This is a genomic window from Staphylococcus sp. GDX8P114P-2, assembly GCF_017892945.1.
Classification (GTDB): Bacteria; Bacillota; Bacilli; order Staphylococcales; family Staphylococcaceae; genus Staphylococcus; species Staphylococcus arlettae.
This window is the reverse complement of sequence record NZ_JAESMB010000018.1, coordinates 84,010-110,924: the sequence shown is the minus strand read 5'-3', so window position 1 is coordinate 110,924 and position 26,915 is coordinate 84,010. Positions and strand designations below refer to the sequence as shown.

Annotated in this window: 26 protein-coding genes and 1 riboswitch; of the genes, 7 read left to right on the top strand and 19 right to left on the bottom strand. The window is 31.7% G+C overall.

Features of this window, described 5'->3' with window-relative positions; all coding sequences use genetic code 11:
* Positions 1-165: 165 nt before the first annotated feature.
* The 5 genes from KA845_RS11045 to KA845_RS11025 all read right to left on the bottom strand — a co-directional run bounded on the left by KA845_RS11045 (position 166) and on the right by KA845_RS11025 (position 5,033).
* Positions 166-585: a YtxH domain-containing protein gene (locus KA845_RS11045; RefSeq protein WP_002510189.1), complete on the bottom strand. Its 420-nt coding sequence runs from the start codon at positions 583-585 to the stop codon at positions 166-168.
* 19 nt (positions 586-604) lie between these two features.
* Complete coding sequence (locus KA845_RS11040; RefSeq protein WP_002510188.1) at positions 605-1,303, bottom strand: pseudouridine synthase; 699 nt, start codon at positions 1,301-1,303, stop codon at positions 605-607.
* Entirely contained in the window at positions 1,300-2,937 is a 1,638-nt protein-coding gene (locus KA845_RS11035; RefSeq protein WP_210128083.1) for a putative polysaccharide biosynthesis protein, read from the bottom strand. Before KA845_RS11035 ends, KA845_RS11040 begins: the two co-directional genes overlap by 4 nt.
* Positions 2,938-3,498: 561 nt before the next feature.
* Complete coding sequence (locus KA845_RS11030) at positions 3,499-4,326, bottom strand: helix-turn-helix domain-containing protein (protein ID WP_002510186.1); 828 nt, start codon at positions 4,324-4,326, stop codon at positions 3,499-3,501.
* Between the two features lie 455 nt (positions 4,327-4,781).
* Positions 4,782-5,033, bottom strand: a complete 252-nt coding sequence (locus KA845_RS11025) for a hypothetical protein (RefSeq protein WP_021459811.1) — start codon at positions 5,031-5,033, stop codon at positions 4,782-4,784.
* Positions 5,034-5,825: 792 nt separating this feature from the next.
* On the opposite strand from KA845_RS11025, the gene KA845_RS11020 reads away from it, so the two are divergent.
* A complete protein-coding gene (locus tag KA845_RS11020; protein ID WP_002510590.1) occupies positions 5,826-7,085 on the top strand; it encodes a BaiN/RdsA family NAD(P)/FAD-dependent oxidoreductase in 1,260 nt (419 codons plus the stop codon).
* A 49-nt stretch (positions 7,086-7,134) separates the two neighbouring features.
* Here the strand turns inward: KA845_RS11020 and KA845_RS11015 are convergent, their stop codons facing one another.
* The 3 genes from KA845_RS11015 to KA845_RS11005 form a co-directional block, all read right to left on the bottom strand.
* Complete coding sequence (locus tag KA845_RS11015) at positions 7,135-7,446, bottom strand: rhodanese-like domain-containing protein (protein ID WP_002510589.1); 312 nt, start codon at positions 7,444-7,446, stop codon at positions 7,135-7,137.
* Positions 7,447-7,467: 21 nt separating this feature from the next.
* A complete protein-coding gene (leuS, locus tag KA845_RS11010) occupies positions 7,468-9,885 on the bottom strand; it encodes a leucine--tRNA ligase (protein WP_167868103.1) in 2,418 nt (805 codons plus the stop codon).
* A gap of 302 nt (positions 9,886-10,187) precedes the next feature.
* Positions 10,188-11,366 carry an MDR family MFS transporter gene (locus KA845_RS11005; RefSeq protein ID WP_002510587.1) on the bottom strand — a complete coding sequence of 393 codons (1,179 nt, stop codon included), beginning with the start codon at positions 11,364-11,366 and terminating at the stop codon, positions 10,188-10,190.
* Positions 11,367-11,474: 108 nt separating this feature from the next.
* On the opposite strand from KA845_RS11005, the gene mnmL reads away from it, so the two are divergent.
* Positions 11,475-12,428, top strand: a complete 954-nt coding sequence (gene mnmL / locus KA845_RS11000) for a tRNA modification radical SAM protein MnmL/YtqA (RefSeq protein ID WP_021459814.1) — start codon at positions 11,475-11,477, stop codon at positions 12,426-12,428.
* On the top strand, positions 12,425-12,985 hold the full coding sequence (gene mnmM / locus KA845_RS10995; protein WP_103387798.1) for a tRNA 5-(aminomethyl)-2-thiouridylate-methyltransferase MnmM: 561 nt from the start codon (positions 12,425-12,427) through the stop codon (positions 12,983-12,985). Before mnmL ends, mnmM begins: the two co-directional genes overlap by 4 nt.
* 40 nt (positions 12,986-13,025) lie before the next feature.
* Here mnmM and KA845_RS10990 read toward each other — a convergent pair whose 3' ends face one another.
* From KA845_RS10990 to KA845_RS10980, 3 genes are all read right to left on the bottom strand, one after another.
* Positions 13,026-13,427, bottom strand: coding sequence for a transcriptional regulator, SarA/Rot family (locus tag KA845_RS10990; RefSeq protein WP_103387797.1), 402 nt, complete (start codon positions 13,425-13,427; stop codon positions 13,026-13,028).
* A 161-nt stretch (positions 13,428-13,588) separates the two neighbouring features.
* A complete protein-coding gene (locus KA845_RS10985) occupies positions 13,589-14,539 on the bottom strand; it encodes an L-lactate dehydrogenase (protein WP_210128081.1) in 951 nt (316 codons plus the stop codon).
* Between the two features lie 175 nt (positions 14,540-14,714).
* Positions 14,715-15,539: an alpha/beta fold hydrolase gene (locus KA845_RS10980; protein ID WP_103387796.1), complete on the bottom strand. Its 825-nt coding sequence runs from the start codon at positions 15,537-15,539 to the stop codon at positions 14,715-14,717.
* Positions 15,540-15,799: 260 nt separating this feature from the next.
* Here KA845_RS10980 and KA845_RS10975 point away from each other — a divergent pair, with 260 nt between their 5' ends.
* Positions 15,800-16,798 (top strand): proline dehydrogenase family protein, encoded by a 999-nt coding sequence (locus tag KA845_RS10975; RefSeq protein WP_002510581.1) that lies wholly within the window; start codon positions 15,800-15,802, stop codon positions 16,796-16,798.
* Between the two features lie 245 nt (positions 16,799-17,043).
* On the opposite strand, the gene ribH is transcribed toward KA845_RS10975, so the two are convergent.
* The 5 genes from ribH to KA845_RS10950 form a co-directional block, all read right to left on the bottom strand.
* Positions 17,044-17,508: a 6,7-dimethyl-8-ribityllumazine synthase gene (gene ribH, locus KA845_RS10970; RefSeq protein WP_002510580.1), complete on the bottom strand. Its 465-nt coding sequence runs from the start codon at positions 17,506-17,508 to the stop codon at positions 17,044-17,046.
* A 12-nt stretch (positions 17,509-17,520) separates the two neighbouring features.
* The gene (locus tag KA845_RS10965; protein ID WP_002510579.1) at positions 17,521-18,702 is read right to left on the bottom strand and encodes a bifunctional 3,4-dihydroxy-2-butanone-4-phosphate synthase/GTP cyclohydrolase II; all 1,182 of its coding nucleotides are present in this window, start codon (positions 18,700-18,702) and stop codon (positions 17,521-17,523) included.
* A gap of 14 nt (positions 18,703-18,716) precedes the next feature.
* On the bottom strand, positions 18,717-19,349 hold the full coding sequence (gene ribE / locus KA845_RS10960) for a riboflavin synthase (protein WP_210128079.1): 633 nt from the start codon (positions 19,347-19,349) through the stop codon (positions 18,717-18,719).
* Positions 19,350-19,355: 6 nt separating this feature from the next.
* Entirely contained in the window at positions 19,356-20,399 is a 1,044-nt protein-coding gene (ribD, locus tag KA845_RS10955; RefSeq protein WP_002510577.1) for a bifunctional diaminohydroxyphosphoribosylaminopyrimidine deaminase/5-amino-6-(5-phosphoribosylamino)uracil reductase RibD, read from the bottom strand.
* Positions 20,400-20,554: 155 nt separating this feature from the next.
* Positions 20,555-20,687, bottom strand: a riboswitch (FMN riboswitch).
* Positions 20,688-20,815: 128 nt separating this feature from the next.
* A complete protein-coding gene (locus KA845_RS10950; protein WP_021459818.1) occupies positions 20,816-22,291 on the bottom strand; it encodes an FAD/NAD(P)-binding protein in 1,476 nt (491 codons plus the stop codon).
* Positions 22,292-22,464: 173 nt separating this feature from the next.
* On the opposite strand from KA845_RS10950, the gene KA845_RS10945 reads away from it, so the two are divergent.
* Positions 22,465-23,388: an osmoprotectant ABC transporter substrate-binding protein gene (locus tag KA845_RS10945; protein WP_002510575.1), complete on the top strand. Its 924-nt coding sequence runs from the start codon at positions 22,465-22,467 to the stop codon at positions 23,386-23,388.
* Positions 23,389-24,099: 711 nt separating this feature from the next.
* On the opposite strand, the gene sagB is transcribed toward KA845_RS10945, so the two are convergent.
* Both sagB and KA845_RS10935 read right to left on the bottom strand, forming a co-directional pair.
* A complete protein-coding gene (gene sagB, locus KA845_RS10940) occupies positions 24,100-24,954 on the bottom strand; it encodes a peptidoglycan release complex glucosaminidase SagB (protein WP_002510574.1) in 855 nt (284 codons plus the stop codon).
* A gap of 139 nt (positions 24,955-25,093) precedes the next feature.
* Positions 25,094-25,318 carry a hypothetical protein gene (locus KA845_RS10935; protein WP_002510573.1) on the bottom strand — a complete coding sequence of 75 codons (225 nt, stop codon included), beginning with the start codon at positions 25,316-25,318 and terminating at the stop codon, positions 25,094-25,096.
* Between the two features lie 212 nt (positions 25,319-25,530).
* On the opposite strand from KA845_RS10935, the gene KA845_RS10930 reads away from it, so the two are divergent.
* Positions 25,531-26,001 carry a sigma-70 family RNA polymerase sigma factor gene (locus tag KA845_RS10930; protein ID WP_210128077.1) on the top strand — a complete coding sequence of 157 codons (471 nt, stop codon included), beginning with the start codon at positions 25,531-25,533 and terminating at the stop codon, positions 25,999-26,001.
* Between the two features lie 15 nt (positions 26,002-26,016).
* The gene (locus KA845_RS10925) at positions 26,017-26,451 is read left to right on the top strand and encodes a competence protein ComK (RefSeq protein WP_210128075.1); all 435 of its coding nucleotides are present in this window, start codon (positions 26,017-26,019) and stop codon (positions 26,449-26,451) included.
* A gap of 7 nt (positions 26,452-26,458) precedes the next feature.
* Here KA845_RS10925 and KA845_RS10920 read toward each other — a convergent pair whose 3' ends face one another.
* A complete protein-coding gene (locus KA845_RS10920; RefSeq protein ID WP_002510570.1) occupies positions 26,459-26,908 on the bottom strand; it encodes a hypothetical protein in 450 nt (149 codons plus the stop codon).
* Positions 26,909-26,915: the final 7 nt, after the last annotated feature.

Sequence of the window (26,915 nt, the reverse complement as noted above, 5' to 3'; positions counted from 1 at the left end):
ACTACAGCGAGATGACAATATTATTTTGATTTTTTTACTGTAACATTAATACAAAAACAGTTGAGTCTTGTTATAGCAAGTAATATCGCAACTGTTATATTTTAATTAATATATTAAAAAAACCTAACTCATTTATACGTGAGTTAGGCTTTTAGTTAATAACTGTTATTTTTCATCGTTGTCAAATTTATTTTTGTTGTTTTTTAATTCTTCTTCAGTGACAACTCTTAAGTTGTTAGATGGATCAGCTGCACCTTCATCCGTGAAACGAGCTTCATCAATTTGATCTTCATCTGAAGATTTTACATTTTTAAAACGATTTTTTTGGTCATTGATATAGCCTTTAGGATCTTGTTTCACTTTGTTGACATATCCTTTAGGGTCTTGTTTTACTTCATTAACAGTTTCACCTGCTTTACTGCTAATTTGACTTGCTATATCTTTAGCATTTTGTTTGTAAGATTCTGGGTTTGACTTATATTTGTCGTATTCACCTTTCAACTTATCTCTATTTTCTTTTTTAGAAAGTACGACAGCTGCTGCTGCGCCCCCAATACCTACAACTGCTTTTAATAATCTTGACATAAAATTACACCTTCTTTAATTATTTTATTCCTAATTGTTCAAAATCTTGCTCTTTTAAATGACGATATTCGCCGACAGCTAACTGTTCATCAAGTTGTAAATCTCCTATTGAGATTCTCTTTAACGCAAGTACTTCATTGTTTATAGCATGAAACATGCGCTTAACTTGATGATACCTTCCTTCGGTAATAGTTACAAATGATTTCCTTTCTTCTTGTGCTTTTACCAAAGTAGCAGGCTTAGCTAATCCATCATGTAACTCAATACCCGTTTTAAATAATTCTATATCATTATTTGTAATACTTTTTTCTGATAAGACTTCATAAGTTTTGGACACATGTTTATTAGGACTCATTAACTGGTGGCTAAAATCACCATCGTTTGTAATAAGAAGTAGACCTTCAGTATCTTTATCTAATCTTCCTACTGGAAAAATATGAAAATCTTTATAGTCTTTAAATAAATCTATTACAGTTTGATGTTGATTATCTTCAGTAGCGCACACATAACCTTGTGGTTTATTTAACATCAAATAAAGCTTGTCAATATAAACAATATGGTTATTATCAACAGCAATGTAGTCTTCTAACGCATTGACATTCGTTTTTGCTGACTTTTCAACAGTACCATTCAATGTCACTCTACCTTTTTTCAATAATTGTTTAACTTCAGTACGTGTTCCGACACCCATATTAGCTAAAAATTTATCTATTCTCATTTAATCACACCTAGTTTACGACGTATTTTATTTGGTATTTCACCTAAAAATTGGTCTGCTAAATGTGTTTTCATCGTAATTATGCCATAAACTAAAATACCTACTATTACACCTACTACAACTATTATCAATGCTCCCATTTTACTTTCTGGAGAAACTATAAATTGTAAAATGAAGTAAGTTAATTCAACAGCTAACATCATGATAAAACCGAATAAAAAGATTTTTGCAAAATGTAACCAAGTTTCACTGAAGTTGAATTTCGCATATTTTTTAAGAATTACAAAGTTACAAATATTAGCAAAAAGCAACGCGATCGCTGTACTTAAAATAGCACCTGATGTATGGAACATATATATTAGCGGTGTATTTAATACAATCTTAATCACTACAGCAGCAAGAATTACAAATACCGTAAGTTTTTGCTTATCAATACCTTGTAACATTGATGCTGTAACACTTAATAATGCTATTAATATTGCTACAGGTGCATAGTAGAAGAGTAAGTGGCTACCTTCAACATTGTAACTATAAAAGACATTATATAACGGCAATGCTAATGCCATGATACCTAGACTAGCTGGCACCGTAATGTACATTAAAACACCTAATGACGTTCTGATTTGTCTATGCATATTGTCTAATTGTCCAGTAGCATATGTTTTCGTAATAAATGGTATTAAGCTGACAGCAAAACCAGATGCTAGTGACGTTGGAATCATAACTATTTTATTTGTCGTCATATTTAACATAGTAAAGAATTGGTCATGTAATTCTTGTGGTACGCCTGCCAAACCTAAGGCATTGTTATGTGTAAATTGGTCGACTATATTAAATAATGGAAAATTCAAACTAACAATAACAAATGGAATACTGTACGAAATTATTTCTTTGTACATTTTGCCATAAGATACCGTGATACCCGTATCATCAGTGGCTACCATTTTCTCAATATTTGGTTTACGTTTACGCCAGTAATACCATAGCGTAAAGATACCCATAATGGCACCAATTGCTGCAGCAAAAGTTGCCACACCATTTGCAAGTAATACTGAACCATTCATAATGTTTAACACTACATAACTACCAATTAGAATAAATAATATTCTCGCAATTTGTTCTGTTACTTCTGACACTGCAGTAGGCCCCATAGACTTATAGCCTTGGAACACACCACGCCATGTAGCTAATAATGGAATAAAGATAACTACAACACTAATTATTCTTATAATCCAAGTGATATCAGCAACAGACCAACCTCCTGAGTCTTTTGAATCTTGTGCTAATGTGATAGAAGCAATTGTCGGTGCTAAAAAGTATAGTACGACAAAACCTACTATTCCAGTTACGGTCATCACTATAAAACTGGATTTATACAATTTTTGACTGACTTTATATGCACCTAACGCATTATATTTTGATACATATTTTGAAGCTGCTAACGGAACACCTGCAGTTGCTACAGCAATTGCAATATTATAAGGTGCGTAAGCATAGTTAAATGGTGCAAGGTTTTCTTCTCCTCCAACTATTGCATAGAATGGAATGATAAAAAGGACACCTAAAACTTTAGTAATTAAAATACTTAATGTTATGAGAAAGGTCCCTCGAACCAATTCTTTACTTTCACTCATTTATATCTTCCTATCTCAATTTAATTTTAAAATCATAACTTCAATGATAACGTTATACACACTTTTTTTCAAAGTTATACATATATAAAAATAACACAGATAAATATATAAGTGTTCATTACTTTGACTAGTTATAACTATTTTTTAAAAGCGTGTTTACAAATTCAACTTTCCCTTATGTTGCAATTCATACAAACGTTTGATGTTATATTGAAAAATCTATATTATCATGTTTTTAAACATAAAATAAGTCATATTATGTAGTAATACAAACATATTAATAATAAGGAAATATAAATATGAAAAAGGAGTGGGACAGAAAGATTTCGTCGTCGCACCCCTGCATAGATGACTAGCATTGTAAAAGATTGATTTGAAGTGTATTTTCAATACAGTCAGCTCTTATCAATGTGAAATGAGACTAGGACAAATTAATATTATCCCAGCCTCCTAAATTTATATGAATAATGCATGTTTTATTAGCGATAATTTTAACAACATAATAAAATCAGCAGTTATGTATTATTATGATAATATCTTAATGAAGAAATTACCACGACATTAAGATTGTATAGCATTATCAATCTTTTGAGATAATTGCTTGAGGTAATCAAAATTCAACTTAAAGTCATAGCTTTCTTTAACATCAGGCGTTTTATAATCTTCCAAAAATTGTTCCGGTGATTTCATAAATACACTTTTAAAATTTTTTGAGAATGTAGAATATGATTTATAACCATAATTTCTCCACAAATCTTTAGTTGTATCCATTGTTAACATTTCTACGGCTAAGCGATAAATTTTAACTTTAATAATGTACTTAGTGATAGAAATATTCATTTCTTCAGAAAAAACACGCGATAAGTAACTCGGATTAACATAAAAAACCTTAGAAATTTTAGATAATGTTATATTTTCTTTGTGATGTTCAAAAATATATTTCAAAATCGTTTTGATCAAATTATTATTAATCCCTAAGTTGTCTTGTGAATAGTATTGCGCAGCCCTAATATAGTTAATAAGTTTAACTACATTAATATCGGCATTAAAGAAATCCTCTTCATACAAATAAATAACTGTGTCTAAAAATTGTTTCTTTATTGCTAAATCTAATTGTTGACTTTCGACATCCAACTGCCTCATTTTATACAACGAAAAACGGTTAAAACTAAATTTATTAATGCTTATTTCCATCACAATGCCAGTAGTAACTAAAAGTTTCGGAGAGGTATAAGGCTCAATAATCAAAAATTCATTCTCTTCAAAATGTTCAACTGAAATTTTATCATGTAGTTCTGCCTTACCTGATAATATATATATCACTTTAACTTCATCTAAATTTTCATTAATTTCAACATTTTTTTCATGAATTTTATAGCTATAATCCATAATATCCCTCTTTTATTTTTAAAATTTCTATAAATATATTCAACTAATTAATAAGCTCTTAATATTAAAGTACAATTTAAATTATTTAATATTATAACTTCTAATACTATGTAATAACAGTAAATTTCTAATAAATATATATAAATATTATCTTACTGTATCGATTGCTTAACTGTTCAATCTCTTTGCCAGTAATTGTGTTTATATACATTAAATCTACCTCAAAAAAATTAATAAATCATTAAGATTTATATATATGTTGTCAAACTCACTTTATAAATATAATATTAGAATAATTTTATATAATATTACTAGGCAATTTCACTACTTAGTAAATATTCAGCTTCAAAAAGTAAAAAATTTAAAACGAATTTAACTTCATTAAATTAATTACACATAATCATTCAATACACTCATTGTGATTATTTCGATTCATCGCTCTTTTTTTACTTTAATTAATCTATTTTTTTCTGCTTTTTTAAATTAGCTACATTAGCGATTAATATTTGATAATATAAAGAAAGTTCTCCAATAGCGAAATATAATACATTTTGCGAAATAACTATATTTAATGACTGAAAGCCACCTATAACTAGGTGGCTTTGTTGTGTTGCTATTAATAATATAACGTTAACTTTAAATAAAAATGCCCTATTTAAAGGACTATAACAATGTTTATAAGAAACTCCTTCAGAGATAGCAATCATTTCATATTAATCTTTTTATCAATTGCTTTATTTAACATAATAAACAGCAACAGTGTTGAATTTATATAATATTGGCAGTGCTTTGGGCCGACTCCTGCGGGAATCGCACTCGCCGAAGACTACAGGCTGAGACAGTGCCCGCCGAAAGCGTGCACAAAAAACTGCCAACAAAGTCAGAAGATTTGTTGATAGTCTCTTATTATATTGTCAGTAAATAGACTTTAGATATTAGTCCTCCTAAGGTCTTTTCTATAATATTGGCAGTGACTTGGGCCGACTCCTGCGGGAATCGCACTCGCCGAAGACTACAGGCTGAAGCAGTGCCCGCTGAAAGCGTGCACAACAAAACTGCCAACAAAGTAAAAACTTTGCCGACAGTTTGAAAGACACTATTTAAAGGCCTTTTTATTATGTTAGAAATTGGTCAAAACATAATTAGACAATTAGAAAAATATGTAATGATATAATCACCTATCATTACGTTATAACAGTACGACACTTTAATATAAATGTATATAGCATACAATTACTGTGTAAAATAAATCAATACTTAAGTAAAATTAAACTTAAATTAGTAAAGTACGTAAACCATTGTAACAATTATTATCTTCTAAATATAATTCTATTAGTTCATTTAACATATAAAATAATAAGAAATCAAAATTCATTGTGTTTAACACAGCTAAGTTTATATACCTAATTGCTGACAAAGCAAGTAAACATTATTAGTTCACTAGCTTCCAAACATATATTGCTTTAAAATAAACGTATATTCTAATTGGAGGCTAACTAATGTATCAAACAATAATTATAGGCGGTGGCCCTAGTGGCTTAATGGCAGCTGCTGCAGCTAGCCAAAACCATGACAAAGTACTATTAATAGAAAAAAAGAAAGGGTTGGGTCGAAAATTAAAAATTTCTGGTGGTGGCCGTTGTAATGTTACAAATAGACTGCCCTACGAAGAAATAATTAAAAACATTCCCGGCAACGGAAAGTTTTTATATAGTCCCTTTTCAATTTTTGATAATGAATCGATTATCGAATTTTTTGAAAGTCGTGGCGTCAAATTAAAAGAAGAAGATCATGGACGTATGTTCCCAGTATCTAATAAAGCACAAGATGTTGTTGATACACTCGTTAATACATTACATCGCAATAATGTTGAAATTCTAGAGGAAAGTGTTGTTACAGAAATTACAAAAAATGCTAATGATCTATTTACAGTTCAACTTAATGACAACAAATCATTTACGAGTCATACAGTTATTATTGCTACTGGCGGGACAAGCGTACCTCAAACAGGGTCTACAGGCGATGGTTACAAATTTGCCAAAGCATTAGGTCATCAAATTACAACACTGTTCCCAACCGAAGTACCAATAACGTCACCTGAGCCATTTATTAAAAGTAAACAGCTAAAAGGTTTAAGTTTAAAAAATGTAGGCTTAAGCGTGTTAAAAAAGAATGGTAAGCAACGTATTACGCATCAAATGGATATGATTTTTACTCACTTTGGTGTAAGCGGACCAGCAGCATTACGTTGTAGTCAGTTTGTCTATAAAGAACAACAAAATCAAAAGAAAACTGATGTTGCTATGGAACTTGATGTTTTTCCTAATTTGTCAATTAACGCAGTAACAGAAAAAATACAATCACTATTAGCTGATGAACCTGATAAACAGATAAAAAATAGTTTACATGGAATTATAGAAGAACGCTATTTGTTATTTATGTTGGAACAAGCAGAAATTCCATCTGATATTACCGCTCATCACCTTTCCAATAAACAACTGCTGACATTAGCAAATTTATTTAAAGGGTTCACGTTTACCGTAAACGGCACACTACCTATAGATAAAGCCTTTGTGACAGGTGGTGGTGTTTCATTAAAAGAAATACACCCGAAATCTATGATGTCCAAATTGAATTCAGGTTTATTCTTGTGTGGTGAAGTGTTAGATATTCATGGTTATACAGGTGGTTATAATATCACGAGTGCATTAGTTACTGGCCATGTTGCCGGTTCAAATGCTGCCCAATTTAACATATAAATGTAAAAAGCTTTTGACCGTCTTAAAAACGATCAAAAGCTTTTTTAACTTAAATACTATTAATTTCTAGACCATCTGAACCCCAAGCATTCATACCGCCTTCAACATTCACCGCATGAACACCATTTTCTTCTAGATATTGAGTAACTCTTTCACTTCTTGGACCTGCTTTACAAATAATATAATAAGTGTCATGGTCATTGAAATAATTTAAATTCTCTGGAATTTGATTCATTGGAATTGTTTTAGCATTTGGTATAATACCCATTGCCGTTTCTTCATCAGTTCTAACATCAACTATATGAACTGGATTTGAATCAATAATCTTACTCTTTAATTCTTCAATAGTTATAGTTTCCATTATTAAAAACTCCAATCTATATTATTTAGCTACAATATTCACTAATTTTTGAGGAACTGCGATAACTTTTTTAATATCTTTGCCTTCAACTTCAGCTTTAATTTGAGCATTATCAAAAGCAAGAGCTTCCATTTGTTCCTTCGAAGTATCTTTAGGAATATTTAACTTCGCACGTACTTTGCCATTAACTTGAACAACAATTTCAACTTCATCATCGATAAGTAGTGATTCATCAAAATTTGGCCATGGCTGATAAGTAATTGTTTCATTATATCCAAGTTTCGACCATAATTCTTCACCAATATGTGGTGTAATCGGCGCTAACATTTTTACAAACCCTTCAATATAAGGACGATATAATTCATCAGCTTTATAACAATCATTAATGAACACCATTAATTGACTAATTGCTGTATTAAAGTTTAATGAGTTGAAGTCTTCCGTAACTTTTTTAACTGTTTGATGATAACTTTTATCTAACGATTTATCATTTGTATCGACAATTTTTGTTGTTAAAGTACCATCTTCGTTAACAAATAAGCGCCAAACACGGTCAAGGAAACGACGAGAACCATCTAAACCATTTTCACTCCAAGCAATTGCAGCATCTAATGGCCCCATAAACATTTCATATAAACGTAATGTATCGGCACCATGACTGTGTACAATATCATCTGGATTAATGACGTTACCTTTAGATTTACTCATTTTTTCGTTACCTTCACCTAAAATCATACCTTGGTTATATAATTTTTGGAAAGGTTCTTTAGTTGGTACGACTCCTAAATCATACAGTACTTTATGCCAAAATCTTGCATATAATAAGTGTAACACTGCATGTTCAACACCGCCAATATATAAATCTACTGGTAACCAATGTTTTAATTTTTCAGGATCTGCTAGCATTTTATCATTATGTGGATCAATATATCGTAAATAATACCAACAGCTACCAGCCCATTGTGGCATAGTATTTGTTTCTCGACGGCCTTTCATACCTGTTTCTGTATCTACAACATTAACAAATTCATCTATATTTGCTAATGGTGATTCACCAGTTCCAGATGGTTTAATTTCATCCGTCTCAGGTAATAATACTGGTAATTCTTCTTCTGGCACTGTTGACATTGAGCCATCTTCCCAATGAATTACTGGAATTGGTTCACCCCAATATCTCTGACGACTGAACAACCAATCTCTCAACTTATAGTTGATTTTTCTTTCGCCAGCTTGTTGTCTTTCTAGTAATTCAATTGCTTTTTCAATTGCCTCTTTATTGTATAAACCATTTAGCTCACCAGAATTCACGTGTGGGCCATCACCTGTGTAGGCTTCTTTTTCAAGATTACCGCCCTCAATTACTTCTTTAATTGGTAAATTAAACGTTTGTGCAAATTCATAGTCACGTTGGTCACCACTTGGTACTGCCATTACAGCACCAGTACCGTAAGTAGACAATACATAATCTGCAATCCACACAGGAATCTGTTCACCTGACAATGGATTAACAGCAAAGGCACCTGTAAATTCACCAGATTTTTCTTTAGATAAACCTGTACGTTCCAAATCAGATTTTTTAGCTGCTTCATTTTGATAAGCTGTTACAGCATCTATTCTATCTTCTGTCGTAATTTTATTAACTAATTCATGTTCTGGACTTAAAACTAAGAAAGATGCTCCAAATGTTGTATCCGGACGTGTAGTAAATACTTCAATAGTGTCATTGAAGCCCTCCACGTCAAAACGAATTGATGCCCCTTCTGAACGACCAATCCAATTACGCTGCATGTCTTTAATTGATTCTGGCCAATCTAAGTCTTCTAAATCTTCTAATAAACGATCAGCATATTCAGTAATTTTCAATACCCATTGCTTCATTGGTCGTCTATAGACTGGATGTCCACCTCTTTCTGATACACCGTCTATAACTTCTTCATTTGATAACACTGTACCTAATGCTGGACACCAATTTACTGCAACTTCATCAACATATGCTAAACCTTTATTGTATAGTTGAATAAATATCCATTGTGTCCATTTGTAATATTCAGGATCAGTGGTATTAATCTCTCTATCCCAATCATAACTGAAGCCTAATTCTTTAATTTGACGTTTAAATGTATCTACATTGTGTTGTGTAAACTCTCTAGGGTTGTTACCTGTATCTAATGCATATTGTTCCGCTGGAAGACCAAAAGCATCCCATCCCATTGGATGCAATACATTGTATCCTTCCATACGTTTGTAGCGAGAAATAATATCAGTTGCAGTATAGCCTTCTGGATGACCAACATGTAAACCTGCTCCTGAAGGGTACGGGAACATATCTAAAGCATAAAATTTCTTTTGACCTAAATTATCACTAGCCTTAAATGTTTTATGCTCTTCCCAATATTGCTGCCACTTTCTTTCAATCTCGTTATGATTGTAATTCACCATGTTTCCTCCTATTCAATAAAAAAACACCTCAAACTATGCTTAATTTTCAAGGGACGACGTTAGCCGCGTTACCACCCTCATTCACTTTCGTGCACTCATTTCATTAAGTAGTTAGAGATGTTATTAATCCATTATTTATTACGTTGGTAAGTTCACTCATCACTTTACACTAGTTCACACCATCCTAGCTCTCTGTAGAAAAGTTAGATAAGTTACTACTCCGATACATTACTAATGATATTTGAAATTGGGTTGATTTTCAAGTGGAAAAATCAACAGTTACTCGCATTATAGAAATAATATTAGTCATTTTTTACATATTTAGCATCCGATTTTCCAAACAGATAGACAAATCCAAGCGCAATAAATAACAATGCCATCATGGCTAAAAACATAATTTGCATATTAAAAGTATCTACAATAACGCCTCCAAAGACTGGCCCTATTGCTTTCCCTATAGTTGATGCTGAATTTACATACCCTTGATAAGCGCCCTCTTTACCTGTCGGAGCTAATTTGTGCGCAATAGCGGGAACTGCAGGCCATACAAACATTTCACCTAGACTTAATATCACCATACCAATCATGAAAATAGAAAATTGCTGTGCAAAACTTGTTACAAAAAAGGAAAGGATAAAAATCGCTATACCGATATACATTTGATATTTTAAATTGCCTTTTAACAATCGTATAATTGGTGAAATTAAAGGTTGAGCAACGAGTATCAAAATACCATTAACTGTCCACAACAAACTATATTGCCCCATTGAAATATTAATTTGTTGCGTAAATGACGCAATAGTACTTTCCCATTGAATATATGCAATCCAGCAAATACTAAACATGGCGCAAATAAGTAGTAAAGATAATAATTGTGGTCGATTTTCTTTTGCAAATAACGTTAGACTGTCATTAGGTTTAACTTTTATTTCAAGGTTAATATTAAAATTAAAAATCGCAACAATAGCAAATAAGATATACATGCATAAGTTTGCAATAAATATATAATTAAAACTCAACTCAGCAACAAATCCGCCTAGTGCAGCTCCCAAAGCTACACCTATGTTTTGCGCTAAATAAATAGCGTTGAAAGTCTGACGTCCACCGTTTGGCCAAACAGCACCAGCCATAGCATAAATTGCTGGAATGATTAGTCCACCTCCGAAACCTAGCAACACTAACCATACAGCGTACCATGGCCAACCATGAAACAGGTTTAATAGAGTTGTGCTAAACAAACAAATAGCTGTGCCTAATAATATAGTTTTATAGCCTCCTAGCTTGTCAAAAAGCGTACCGCCAAGTAAATTACCGGCAACCATACCCATGGAGTTAATCAATAATACCAAACCAGCTACAGTTAAACTTTTGTTTAATTCTTCATTCATATAAATCGTATTTAATGGCCATAAAAAACTTGAGCCTGTTATATTTAATGCCATACCAATAACGAGCCACCACACTGATTTAGGCATATTCATACATAAAGCCCCTCTCTAATTATAAAAATCTACTCATACAGTAAACAATATAACACTAAAATATGTTAAAATCTTTAACTAGAATGATTTTAGAAAGGAAAATGTAAAATGGGTAATTATTTCCCTTATGCCTTTGAAGACAAAAGATATCATACATGGAACTATCATTTAAAAAATAAATTTGGACAAAAGATTTTTAAAATTGCGATAGACGGCGGTTTTGATTGTCCTAACAGAGACGGCACAGTAGCATATGGAGGCTGTACATTTTGTTCAGCAGCAGGCAGTGGTGATTTTGCTGGAAATAGAGTTGATCCAATCGAAGTACAATTTAAAGAGATTAAAGATAAAATGCACGAAAAATGGCATGAAGGTCAATATATTGCATATTTTCAAGCTTTTACCAATACCCATGCACCTGTCGAAGTTTTACGTGAGAAATACGAAACAGCATTAAAAGAAGAAGGTGTCGTTGGTTTATCAATCGGTACTAGACCAGATTGTTTACCTGATGACGTGGTAGAATATTTAGCTGAGCTCAATGAACGAACTTATTTATGGGTTGAACTCGGTTTACAAACTGTACACCAAGAAACATCTGATTTAATAAATCGTGCACACGATATGCAAACATATTATGAAGGTGTTGCAAAATTGAGACGTCATAATATCAATGTATGTACACATATCATAAACGGTTTACCAGGTGAAAATTATAATATGATGATGGAAACAGCCAAAGAAGTTGCACAAATGGATGTTCAAGGAATTAAAATTCACTTACTACATTTATTAAAAGGTACTCCTATGGTTAAGCAATATGAAAAAGGCATGTTGGAATTCATGTCTCAAGAAGATTATACAAATTTAGTTTGTGATCAGTTAGAAATTATTCCTAAAGAGATGATCGTACATCGCATCACTGGAGATGGCCCAATTGATTTAATGGTTGGACCAATGTGGAGCGTAAATAAATGGGAAGTATTAAATGAAATCGACAATGAATTAGCACGTAGAAACTCATACCAAGGTAAATATTTTGAAAAAGTGACACAACCATGAAACTAGAAAGAATATTACCTTTTGCTAAAACATTATTAGAATCGCATGTCACACCTCAAAGCATTGTCATTGATGCAACTTGTGGCAATGGCAATGACACTCTATTTTTAGCTAACTTAGTGCCTCAAGGTCATGTCTATGGCTTTGATATTCAAGAACAAGCACTGGCAGCTACTAGTGCTAAAACAGAAAATTATCATAATGTTACGCTAATAAAGGATAGTCATGCCAATGCGTCAAAACATCTTACATCCAAACATAACGGTACAATTGACGCAGCGATATTTAACTTAGGTTACTTACCAAATGGCGACAAGTCAATAGTGACTAAGCCGTCATCTACAATAGAAGCTATTAATTCAATTTTTAATATGTTAGCCACTGAAGGCATCATAATTTTGGTTATTTATTCTGGTCATGAAGAAGGCGCTGTCGAAAAAGATGCGCTTATGAAATATTTACATGATTTTAATCAACAGCAAGCACATATCTTACAATATCAATTTATAAATCAACAAAATAACCCACCTTTTATATGTGCCATTGAAAAAAGATAATAAAAAGCCTCAGAACATTGTTCTGAGGTTTTTTATTGCTCTAAACATTTAAGATAGATTTTAAACTAGACTGTAAACTAGTTTCTTTAGCTGCAATTTCATCTTTAATGAAGTCTAAAAGAGCTTCCCTTTTCTCTTTTAAATCTTCATTAAAATGAATAATTACTGTACGTTCATCATTTTGTGGACGTTCTTTCAAAATCCACGTTTTTTCAACCAAATCATTATACGTACGTGTACGTTTATATGATTTGATATGAACGAAATCATCCATTTGCTTTAGTGTCATTGAACCTTCTTTCCATAAAGTAAGCAATATTAAGACTTCTTCTTTAGACATCTTATATTCCTTCTTTATACTGTCAAAGATTGCTTCAACATCATTTAAAAGTTGATTTAAGCTTAAGATGCCTTCAACTTTATTTTGAAGCGCCTTTCCCATAATAATAACCCCCAATAAAAATAATAATAAAACATGAAAAAATTAATTTTATTAATTTTGGTAAGTATTCTTTTTGAGAACAACTTTCACTGATTGAATATTACATTTTTTAATAAAATTAATCTTATACACATTTTAAATTCAATCAAAGAAATATGCAATCAAGTAAGCTTTATTTTTGACTGCATTTCTTTTAAAATTTCAGTTGAATCATTAAATAATAATTTTTCATGATCATTTAATGGTGTTTCTATGACGTTTACTGCCCCATTTCTATTTAACAACGTTGGTACACCAATATATACATCATGTTGATTATATTCACCTTCTAAATAACTAGAAGTAGTTAGCACAATATTTTGATTTTTTAAAATGGCTTGAGTAATATGAACCAAGGCTTGAGCAATCCCATAATACGTTGCTCCTTTAGCTTGGATAATCTCATATGCTGCATCTCGTGTATTACAAAATAGTGTGTCTATCAATTGTTTGTCTCGTGAATTATTATTTAATATTTCAAGTATAGGTTGACCTGCAATATGCGCCTGTGACCATACTGCAAGCTCAGAATCTCCGTGTTCACCTATGATATTTGCATCAATGTTAGCTGGGGCAACATCTACATATTTTGAAATCTGATGCTTTAATCTTGCTGTGTCTAACACTGTACCAGAACCAACTACTTGATTTTTCGGTAAGCCAGAGGTCTTATACGCAACATAACTTAAAACATCAACTGGATTTGAAGCTATCAAAAATATCCCATTAAATTGATACTTCATTATTGTAGAAACAATCGACTTTATTATTTTAGCATTTTTTTCTACTAAGTCTAGTCTAGTTTCTCCTGATTTTTGAGCTGCACCTGCTGTAATCACAATAATATCAGCATCTGCACAATCTTTATAATCACCTTTTTTTATATTTACTGTTGTTGAACTATAAGGAGCCGCATGGTTTAAATCTGCAACGTCTCCAGTTACCTTTGTCTCATCTAAATCAATAATCGTTAAGTCATCTGCTATACCTTGTACTACCATAGCAAACGCATAACTAGAACCGACAGCACCATTTCCAACTAATACTACTTTATTTCCATGTTTAACATTCATAACCATCTCTCCTATACAGTAAGATAATGTGATTTTTTTCACATTTAAACTATATCAAATCGATCACAAACTTTCAATATTTTTGTGATTCTTTTCACATATATTAATAAAAAAACGATTTAATCTATATTCAATATAAATTAAACCGCTTTGTCATAACTTTATATTTTAATGTTTACGATACATTATTTTCATCGTTAACGATAAAACCCATAGTACTCGCACTATTGTTTAAAAACGATAAAATATAACGCATGACTTCATCTCTTTCTGGCTCATTATGAATTTCATGATAAAATCCTGGCCAAACTTTATAATATAACTCGTTTGTTTTAACTTTATCTTTCAGCATTTCCGTGACTTTAATATCACTTATTTTATCTTCACTGGCAGACATAACTAGTGTAGGTATAGGATCAATATCTTGCAAATGCTGCACAGTTTCTTTCATTACTTCGACAATCTGTTTATACCAATTATAACTCACTTTACTTAACATCAATTGATCTTCTTTAGTTTCTTGTATAACTTCTTCGTTTCTAGTTAAGTCTTCAATTTCTATACCCATATTAAAGCGAGTATCTTTAACTAATCTTCCAATATTAGAAATTACTTTACCTTTTCTAACTTTATTGTTCTTTTTGAATTCCAATAATGGTGAAATTAACATTAACCCTTCTACAGGTACCTCTACTTTTTCTAATAGATTTAAAACAATTAATCCTCCAAGACCAACGCCTAAAATGTATGTAGGTATTTTATATTCATTAGCAATCCTAATCCAATCTAAAATATGTTCATGATAGACATCAAAACTTTCAATTTGACCTTTATTTGATCTCGCAGTTTGACCTTGACCAGGTAAATCGCCCATTATAACGTGATATCCATTTCGGCGAAGCATAGTGATTAAATAAGCATATCTACCTGTGTGTTCTAACATATTATGTGCAATAACAACTACACCTTTTGCTTCATTCTCTGTTTCCCACTTCCACATGTCAATACTTCCCCTTCTCAATAGAATTCATTATATTAATTGTATCAAATACTGCTATAAAATTTCCATTTTAATGTGTATCATCTTCAACTTTACACCTATAAAATAGAAAAATAACACCAACATTTTTATTGTTACTTAATTTTGTGTATTAAGTAAATAATTTTGTATAAAATCAACTTGTAAACGATTTCTTCCCTAATAAATTCATGATACACTTAAATAGAACTAAATATAATTGTGAGAATGGAGGAATACATATGCCAATCATTAAAAATTTTTTCATTGCTTTATCAAACAACAAGGCCTTAAACAACACTGCTAAAAAACTAGGACCCATGTTTGGTGCTAATAAAGTTGTTGCAGGCAACACCATTCCAGCTTTGGTAGAAACCATTTCCCGACTAAATGAAAAAGGTATCGTCGTGACTGTTGATAACCTCGGAGAATATGTCTCTACTGAAGGAGAGGCAATCATGGCTAAAGACCAAATCTTAGAAGTCATGTATGCCATTAATAATTATAATTTAGATGCACATATGTCTATAAAAATCAGTCAATTAGGAGCTGAATTTGACTTAGATTTAGCTTATCGCAATTTAAGAGAAATTTTGCTAAAAGCTAATGAATTTAAAAATATGCACATAAATATCGATACTGAGAAGTATGATTCTCTACTCGATGTTATTCAAACAGTTGACCGTTTAAAAGGTGAATTTAAAAATTTAGGTACTGTAATTCAAGCATATTTATTTAAAGCAGAAGCTTTAATAGATAAATACCCTGAGCTGCGTTTACGCTTAGTTAAAGGCGCATATAAAGAAAATGAATTCATCGCATATCAAACAAAAGATGAAATTGATCGAAATTATATAAATATTATTGAAAAACGCCTTCTTAATTGTAATCACGTTACATCAATAGCAACGCATGATGATCAAATAATAAATCATGTTAAACAATTTACTAAAGACAATAACATAGATAAAGAACAATTTGAATTTCAAATGCTATATGGTTTTCGTACAGAATTAGCTGAAGAAATCGCTAAACAAGGCTATAATTTCTGTATTTATGTCCCATATGGTGATGATTGGTTTAGTTACTTTATGCGTAGATTAGCTGAACGACCACAAAACTTAGTTTTAGCTTATAAGGAGTTTACTTCTCCTAAAATGCTTAAAAAACTAGGTATTATCGCTGGTGCTACTGTAGCTGTTGGATCGCTATTAAGTATCATCACTAAAAAGGCAAAATAATTTTTGCCACTGATGCTAAAGGTGCTAGAATATTAATATTATTGACTAATTTATTAACGTCAATTTCTATTTTAATACGATAGAAATTGACGTTTTCTTTTACTGTAAGCACTAAGTTATATATTTTGTGACGAAATTTTACGGTAATATTTTAATATAAAAAAGGCGAATCCATTGTCATATGAATTCGTCCTTTTCATTCGAGAATTGGTTGTTGATAACCCAAACTCTTAATAATTTATAAATTATGCATCTATAGATTTTAATAAATTAGCCATTTCAATTGCACTGATAGCCGCTTCAGAACCTTTATTTCCAGCTTTAGTACCGGCTCTTTCTACTGCTTGTTCGATATTATCTGTTGTTAACACACCAAAAATAACTGGCGTATTTGTTACATCATTAGCTCTTGAAATACCTTTTGAAACTTCATTACAGACATAATCATAATGTGATGTTGAGCCTTTAATAACACAACCTAATGTAATAACTGCATCATATTTCTCTTTTTCAGCTAACTTTTTAGCAACTAATGGGATTTCAAACGCACCTGGTACATATGCTACGTCAATATTATCAGCATTTACTTCATGTCTGATTAATGTGTCTTTAGCACCTTCTAATAAACGTCCAGTGATAAAGTCATTAAATCTACTCACTACAATTGCTACATTTAAATCCGTGCCTATTAATTTACCTTCAAAATTCATAATTAAATCCTCCTATATTAAGTGACCCATTTTTTCTTTTTTTGTAACCATATAACTATGGTTGTGTTCGTTTTCTGGTACAATGATTTCTACGCGTCGTGCAATGTTCACGCCATAATCTTCTAAACCAGCAAATTTTGTTGGGTTATTACTCAACAAATTCACATTTTCTATACCAAAATATTTTAAAATTGCTGCCGCATCTTTATATTCTCTTAAATCATCTTCAAAACCTAATGCTCGATTAGCTGTTACAGTATCATAACCTTGTTCAATGAGCTCATAAGCTTTTAATTTATTAATCAATCCAATGCCACGACCTTCTTGCGGTAAATATAAAATCACACCCCCGTGCTCATTAATATATTTCATTGATTCTGCCAACTGTTCACCACAGTCACAACGTTGACTATGAAAAATATCACCAGTCATACAAGAAGAATGAATACGCACATTTTCAGTTTTTCGAGGCTCACCTTTGATGATTGCTACAATTTCATCTCTTGAACTAGCAGTTGTGAAACCTATCATATCAAAATCACCATATTCAGTAGGCATTTGTACTTTAGCACGTGCTTCAATATGTGATTCAGTATGTTTTCGATATTCAACTAAATCTGCTATAGAAATCATTACTAATTGGTGTTGCTCACGAAAGGCTTCTAAAGAATCACCTTTAGCCATAGAACCGTCGTCATTCATTATTTCACAAATTAACGCTGCAGGTTTGGCACCTGTTAATCGTGCTAGATCAACCGATGCTTCTGTATGTCCTGTACGTACCAAAACGCCATCATCTTTCGCAATTAGTGGAAAGAGATGTCCAGGTCTATTAAATGTTGCGGACGTTGTAGATGTAGCAATAAGTGCTCTTGCAGTTAACATTCTTTCGGCTGCGCTAATACCCGTTGTTGTATCGACATGATCGATACTAACTGTAAATTGCGTGCCATAGACATCCGAATTATCAGAAACCATCGGATGTAATTTTAATTTTTCAGCGATATCTGAACTTACAGGCGCACAGATCAATCCTCTTCCATGTTTCGCCATGAAGTTTACTGTGTTATCTTGCATCCATTCAGTTACAGCTACAAGATCACCTTCATTTTCTCTATCTTCATCATCTACTACAATAATACTTTTACCGAGCTTCAGTGCTTCTAATGCTTCTTCAATTCGATTTAATTGCATAGTATGCCCCTCCTTTAAAAACCGAAAGCTTTTAATTTATCTGCAGTTAAAGTTGTTGATTGCTTACCAACTATTTTATGCACATACTTGAATAGCATATCAGTCTCCAAATGCACATAATCACCAACTCGTTTATCATTCAAGATCGTTGATTTTCTTGTTTCAGGGATTAAATGAATATCGAATTCTTTGTCACCCAGTTTGAAAACTGTCAAACTTACACCATCAACAGCGATTGAACCCTGCTGTACCATCTCATCAAGTATGTGACTCGGTGGCTTGATTGACACTATTTTTGAATTATCAGACGTTTGTATGCGTGTAATTGTCGCTACTTCGTCAACATGTCCTAAGACAAAATGTCCACCAAAACGACCCTGTCCACTCATCGCACGTTCTAAGTTTACTTCCTTACTTTGTTTCAGTTGATTTAAATACGTCTTTGCTTCTGTACCTTCAATTACTTGAACAGTAAAACCGTGGTTAGTAAAGTCAGTAACTGTCAAACATGCACCATTTACACTAATGGAATCTCCAATGTGCATATCTTCAAGGATAGTTTGACATGTGATAGTTAATTCAACTACAGCATTACTACTTTGACTACGTTCGATTGTACCGACTTCTTCAACAATTCCAGTAAACATCTTTGCTCACTTCTTTCGCAGTTCTAATTTGATATTTTGCTCAAGCAACTCAGAATTAACAATTTCAAAATTCGGAATATCTGATAATTCAAGAACATTATCTGTTTGATAAAATTGATACTTACCAGAACCACCTATAATTTTCGGGGCATAATATAAGATGAGTTCATTTACCAAGCTAGATTGGAGAAACTCAGACGTCACGGTCGGACCAGCTTCTACTAGCAATTTACCAATACCTCTTTGATATAAATCACTTAAAATATTATTTAAGGAACAATCATCGAGAACTATTACTTCTACATTAGATGTTTGTGAACACAATTTATTATTTTCTGTATAAATCCATACTTTAGATTGTGGATCTGTAAAAATATCTAACCCCATATCAATCGTACCTGATTTAGATAAAATAACTTTAATAGGATTTTTACCATTCTCAATACGTGTAGTGTATTGTGGATTATCATGTTCAATAGTATTTCTACCTGTCAGTACCGCATCATGTCGATGTCTCAAATTAAAAACATCTTGCTTAACCTGTTTGTTAGTAATCCACTTACTTTGTGCGCTATCCGTAGCTTGCTTACCATCTAAACTACAAGACACCTTTACAGTTACTTCAGGAAGTTGTTCATTTTTAGCTGTAAAAAAATCTTTATATAAATTTTCTGCATCTTCTTGAAAGCGATAGTCCACATCAATACCTGCATTAGTTAAAATTTCATCACAATTTGAGGTTAATGTAGTATCTTTCATCGCATAAACAACTTTAGTAATTCCATATTCTATAATTTTATTAACACATGGCGGTGTAGTGCCAAAGTGAGTACATGGTTCTAATGACACATAAATCGTTGCATCTTTGGCTAGGTCTTTGGCCATTTCCAAAGCTTGAACTTCAGCATGTTTATCACCATGTTGCAAATGTGCGCCTAAGCCAACAATTCGACCATCACGTACAACTACGGCTCCTACAGGTGGATTGACTCCTGTTTGACCTTGTACCATGTGTGCTAAATTTATTGCATAATTTAAAAATTGACTCAATTTATCACCTCTTAAATAAAAAAACGCACCTGAAAAACATGAGTTTTCAGGTGCGGGATATATTTATATAACATTTGTGTAACTTAAATAATGACATACCTCTATCGTAAAATGGCATGACCAAATAAACACTATAGTAGTGTTGTGTTATATCTTCATTCTTTCTCCCATCCAGACTTTAACTGTCGGCTCTAGAATCAAACTAGATCAGCCATAAATACTAAACATTTATGGGTCGCAGGCTTTTATACTGCCGGTTAGGAATTTCACCTTGCCCCGAAAGAATTACGTATGAAATTGTTAATGATGTTTGAGTCAAGTAACTTTATGTTAAGTTACATGAATTATAATACACTATTTATACAGTAAAAACAATCCATATTATTAAAGTCGGGTTTATTTTTTATTTTTACAAGCTATGCTTTCGATTGCTGTAGAAGCAACTTCACAACATCTACTGCTTGTTTAACTATCATATTAACGCCATTCCGTGATTGGTTAATGCCATTTGTAAGTTGGCCTAATGCAAACATATGGTGTAATGTGCCATATCTAGGACTAATTACTTGGTTAGTCTCTGGTACTATTTGAATACCACCTAAAGGATGGGCTTGTATTACTTGCCTATTTTCTAAATTTAGCACGAGTTGATCATCCCCATCTAATTCAGATAAATGTGACTTTGAGCCAGTAGCATTAATAATGACATCATAGTATTCACAATTGTTCTTGTCTTCACCATATGATATACAAAAATGTTGCCCATCATATGTAATATTTTGTAAATTAGCTTTAATCACTATGTTGTGATTCTCAATCTCAGCAATAAGTAATTCAGCTGTTCTCGGAGGCATCGGATTAGAATTTTCTTTGAGTATATGTTGATAATGATTTAAAAACTGTTCTTGATCTTGTCGATTAAAACTATTCCAAATCCAATTCATATTTTCTTTAATTCCTTCGAGTAAACTTTGTAACGTACCTAATTCCTCAGCATGCGTTAAATCAAATTGGAGTTGTTCTACGTGGGTGCGATTTTCTTTGCTCAATAGTTCAGTTAAGGAAATACCAAAATGTGCACATTCTTGTTTAAATAATGCTATCGCCTCTGTTAACGGCATATTTCCAAAATGTCGTTTTTTAATAGTATTAAAATTTTCAGGTGTAATGTATTGAAATTGCAATTCTGGCATATTGCCACGCACACGCGGTAATTTTGCACTTCTACTAGTCACTGTTAAAGGTAAATTAGGATGGTGTTCAGCTACGTAGCGTATTACATCTAAACTAGCTAAACCAGTTCCAATCACTGCAATGTTATCTGTGTCTTTCACTTCATCTAAGGTGTTATACGTTGGATACGGAGTTTGAATATAACCGCTTGTGCCTTTTAAATTATATGGATCGTGATAAGACAATGTTCCAATTGTTAAAAATACGCAATCATAAGTTCGACAACTTGTCATATCCATACTAGTACACACGCTATATGAAACTTGTGTATCTCCAATATCTGAATTAATAAATACTTCCTCAACCTTTTCTGAAATTTTATTAATATTGTCAAATTGATTTAAATAATAGTTTAAATAAGACTTCATATAATGGCCAAAAATAAATCTCGGCAAATATTCTGGATTATCAAATTTAAAAACATTTTGTTGTTGATACCAATCGAAAAATTCTCGTTGATTTTCGATATTAATAGACATTTCCTTAGCAGGTAAATTAATTAACAATTGATCACTGTCATTTTGAAATGGGACGCCCTTCCCCATATTTTTAGGTGTATCATATACATCAACGTACCAATCTTTAAACTTTTCATATTTAACCATTTCTCTTAGTACTGATACACCGGCTGTACCAGCACCAATAATTGCTACTCGCATATGACCCCTCCTGTAATTGATTACTGATAAATTTAACAATACTATATTCTATAAATAATTTCATTATACAACAATTTTTCATAGCTCTTGTTAATTATTTCTTTCAACTATGATACTCTATTTACATACAAAAAATTAATTTTAATAAAGTAATTTAAATGGGACGGTAATCAATGAAACGATTAAAGTATTTTGCAATATTAATTATATTAAGCTTTTCTATATTAGCAAGTTGTGATTTACCCGGTTTAGGTGGTGGCAATAACCAAAAAAATATCAAAATCTCTGCTTTGGCTACGAGTGAATCACAAATCATGGCATACATGTTAAAAGAACAAATTGAACATGATTCAAATGGTGAATACTCTGCTTCTATTATTAATAATTTAGGTTCAGCTACAATCCAACATAACGCAATGATCAATGATGATGCTGACATCTCTAGCACACGATATACTGGCACTGATTTAGTTGGTGTACTAGAACAGCAACCTATTAGAAACCCTCAAAAGGCAATGTCAATTACACAAACATTGTTCAATAAAAAATTTGATCAAACATTTTTTGATTCTTATGGGTTTGAAAATACTTTCGCTTTCATGGTCACTAAAGAAACAGCACAGAAATATAATTTGCGTACTGTTTCAGATCTGAAAAAGATTAAAAATAAAGTAAACGTAGGTACAGATTCAACTTGGATTAAACGTGGTGGCGATGGTTATAAACCATTTAAATCATTTTACGGTTTTGGCTTCAATAAATTAAAGCCTATGCAAATTGGTTTAGTCTATGATGCCCTTAAAAATAAAAAGTTAGATGTAGCATTAGGTTATACTACCGATGGTCGAATTTCTGCCTATGATTTAGTTGTGTTGAAAGATGACAAAAATTTCTTCCCTCCATACGATGCAAGTGCAGTTGCACCTAATGATTTTCTACAAGACAATCCGAAAATCAAAAAATCTATTGCCAAATTAAACAATAAAATTTCAACACAAGATATGCAAAAATTGAACTACCAAGCAGATGGTAAAAGTCTTGAACCTGCTGTCGTTGCCAAGAATTTTTTAGAAAAACATCATTATTTTGAAGAATAGTTATTTTGTTTTATAACATGTATAATAGGCAACGCTAGTATTTAGAGTAGGATGTGATCACATGAAGCTTATTTTCAAAGTATTTATTTCGACACTTTTATTATTATTACTTATCTCTAGAAAAAATAAAGTTTATTAACAAAAATCACGAGATCGGACATAAATCTGATTGGAAAAAGCGTCAAGTTCTATTCAAAATATATAGAATTTGATGCTTTTTTACCTTTTGAACAACAAAATATAATTTGTTCGATGATGTAACGTGCTGACACCCGATGGAATAGTAAGAAACTATATGTTTGAAACATACACCAGGCAGCCTTTGTTCAAAATAAAAGACTTAAAATATAAAGAGGGAGTGGGACAGAAATCCGATTTTGAAAAATGATTTCGTCGTCCCACCCCGGCAAGGATGACTAGCGTTGAAAAAAGCTTGGTTTGAAGCGCATTTTCAATGCAGTCAGCTACTGCCAACACGAAAAAAAGGTTTCGACTAAAACATGAAGTGGGACAGAAATCTGATTTTGAAAAAAATAATTTCGTTTTCCCACCCCGGCAAGAATGACTAGCGTTGAAACAAGCTCGGTTTGAAGCGCATTTTCAATGCAGTCAGCTACTGACAATATGAAAAGAGACTGGGACGAATCAATGTTGTCCCAGTCTCCTCTTATTTTGAAAACGGAGATTTATATCTCAGCTTTCTAGTTTTTATTATTGCGATTTATGTTTGTCATCATCTTTATAGACAAAATATTTGAAATACTTACCTTCAGTTTTCATATCTTTATAAAAGTTGGCCATTAAACTTGCATTACTTTCTGCCCATTTAATGTCTGTTGCATATTGATGTTTACCTGGATTTTGTGGGTTCCATCTCATACTATATAATGTATTTTGTTCTTTTTTAGATAAGAAATGATCATGGATAAATGCCGCTCCACCTTCAATGGCTTTACTTGGCGTATCCCAACCATGCTTTTTAGCGTATTTAGCGCCTGTATTAACAGGATCTTCGTCAAGTGCGCCTACACCAAAGAAATTATAGTATTTTTTGCCATCAATTTCCACACCACTTGCTAATTCACTTTTAGCAGAGCCAGTTTCTAGCAATGCATGTGAAATTAAGTATACTTCATTTACATGTTTATGTTTTGCTGCTTTAATAAAATCGTCAGAGTGTTTTAATAAAGTAGGATTATCAATCAACATTCTCTTAATTCTATTTTCATCGATTCCTTGATAGCGATCAAGTTCTAAAAATTGATATTTTTGAGTATCGCTATCAATTAATTTACTACTATCCATCGCAGCTTTAATTTCTCCAGATGACGCATCTCGCCAGTTTTTATTATCTTTACTAGACACTTGTTGACTAGTATAGTTATGAATTTGTTTTTTCGACGCCTTTTCTAAAGAAACTTTGAGATTTTCTACCTTTTCTACTTCTTTAACATCTTTAAAGAAGATTTGATCAGAAATCATTGAAAAGACGATACTCACAACGACAGCTAATATTACCAATAAACCAATAATTGATAATATAGAGCCTTTACTATGCTTTGTCATGTTCACACCTCTAAGGTCAAAATTATCGTATTTAATTATAAGACTTCGATAATAAAGTCTAACACTTTACTGTAAAATAGACAATTTAATACCTAAGTTGTCACAAATTCATAAAAAAAGTAATGAAATTTTAATTTCATTACTCTTGACTTCTATAATAATCCATCATAATAAAGCTAACTGCTTGAGATCTATTTTTATAATAATAGCGATTCAAATCAATCGTACCTTCAATATCTCCATCACGATATAACATTTCGTTGGTCGTATTATTTATCATTACAAAATCTGATTTATCTTTTATTATGTCTAGGTCATCATGTCTAGAGAAAAAATGCTCTAAATTTAAGTGTGCGTAATCCATTATGAAACCTCCCTATTTATACAAAAATTAAGATAAAATGTCATATCTTTGAGTTAATCATGTATTCAATCGCTATGTTGTTTATTTATTCTATCTACTACTAATATTTAACACCTATTTATCTAATTAAGCAAATGAAAATTTCTATTAATCGTAATAAAATCTCTATATCCGGAAATTCAAGTTGTAATTACAACCTTAAAGGAACTATAATGACAATTTCAATCGAATTGCAAAAGCAACAACAGTTAATACACAAACTATTAAAACGATATAAAATCACGTATAATTATGATGAATATTTTCAAATATTATTTATTCACTTATGGCAATTACTCGTAAATTATAATCCCCAGCATTCCAACTCATTAGAGTCATATTTATATATCAGATTACGTTTCCATTTGATTGATCAATTTCGCTCCAAACATCTTAAATATCACTTTGTCGATATCAATCTGTGCCACTTAGAAGCTCAGAATAATTTCTCCTCTATTGAAGCCTCCATTTTGTATACACAGTTTAGCAATCAATTATCTCACAAAGAACAACAATGGTTCTTGCTATCTTTACAAGGTTATAAGCAATATGAAATTGCTAATATTATGCAACTATCATTATCTACAATTAAAAATTATAAAAAGGCTGTACAAGTGAAATATTCAAATTATTTTAAAATATGAAAGGAATATGTTCATATGCATTCTTCAGCAAATATGTTATACTTACACACTCAAAAAAGTACACAAACAAAAACACTTTGTCAACATTTAAACCATTACTACATTTATCCAACAACGCCTTACAATGTAGTAAAATATTTATTAGAAATCAATAATAAATCTTTAACTGTACAACTCAAACATGCCAAAGCCATGCTTAAAATTAATAAGTTAGTACCTATCTTCATCCACGACACTTTAATTCTATTTCCACTAAAACCTAAACGCGCACCGATACAATATTATATCAATGCGCATTCGATAAGTGGAGTAAAAACAAAAGGCTCCGCTTCAATTATTCAATTTAATAACAGTCATTTTCTGACTATCGATGAACCCTATCATCTGATTCTAAAAAAATGGCAAGAAAGTATTGTCCTTATCCATTTATTTAAACAAACTTATAATTAGCTGTCAGTTATAATTTCGAATTATGTTTATATTCCAATAACTTTTTAGTAAAGTATGCAGTAGCAACCTTAATAAAATATAAGCTCAAAATAACTAATAAAATTGAACCTATCAGTGTTAAAATAACTACCAGAGGAGATAACGACACTTCCGGTTTTATAAAATATTGGACTGCAGTCAAACTTGTAATAAAACCAAATAAAAACACACCAATTAAAATAATATAGGCAAACAAAATACCAATTAATAAAGGAAACAATGTCGTCACTGAAACGACTTTTTCTTGAAAAATAAACTCTTTTAAAAATTGGTTAGAAAACCTTACTGGGCGTTTTAAATCAACCTCTGAATCTTTTGAAGTTGCTTCCTCTAAAACTTTATGTAAAGTACGTTTTTCTTTTTTATTCAAAAACCACAGCTGTTTTTTCACTTTCTGTTGAAAAATATTCGAACTCATGTACTAT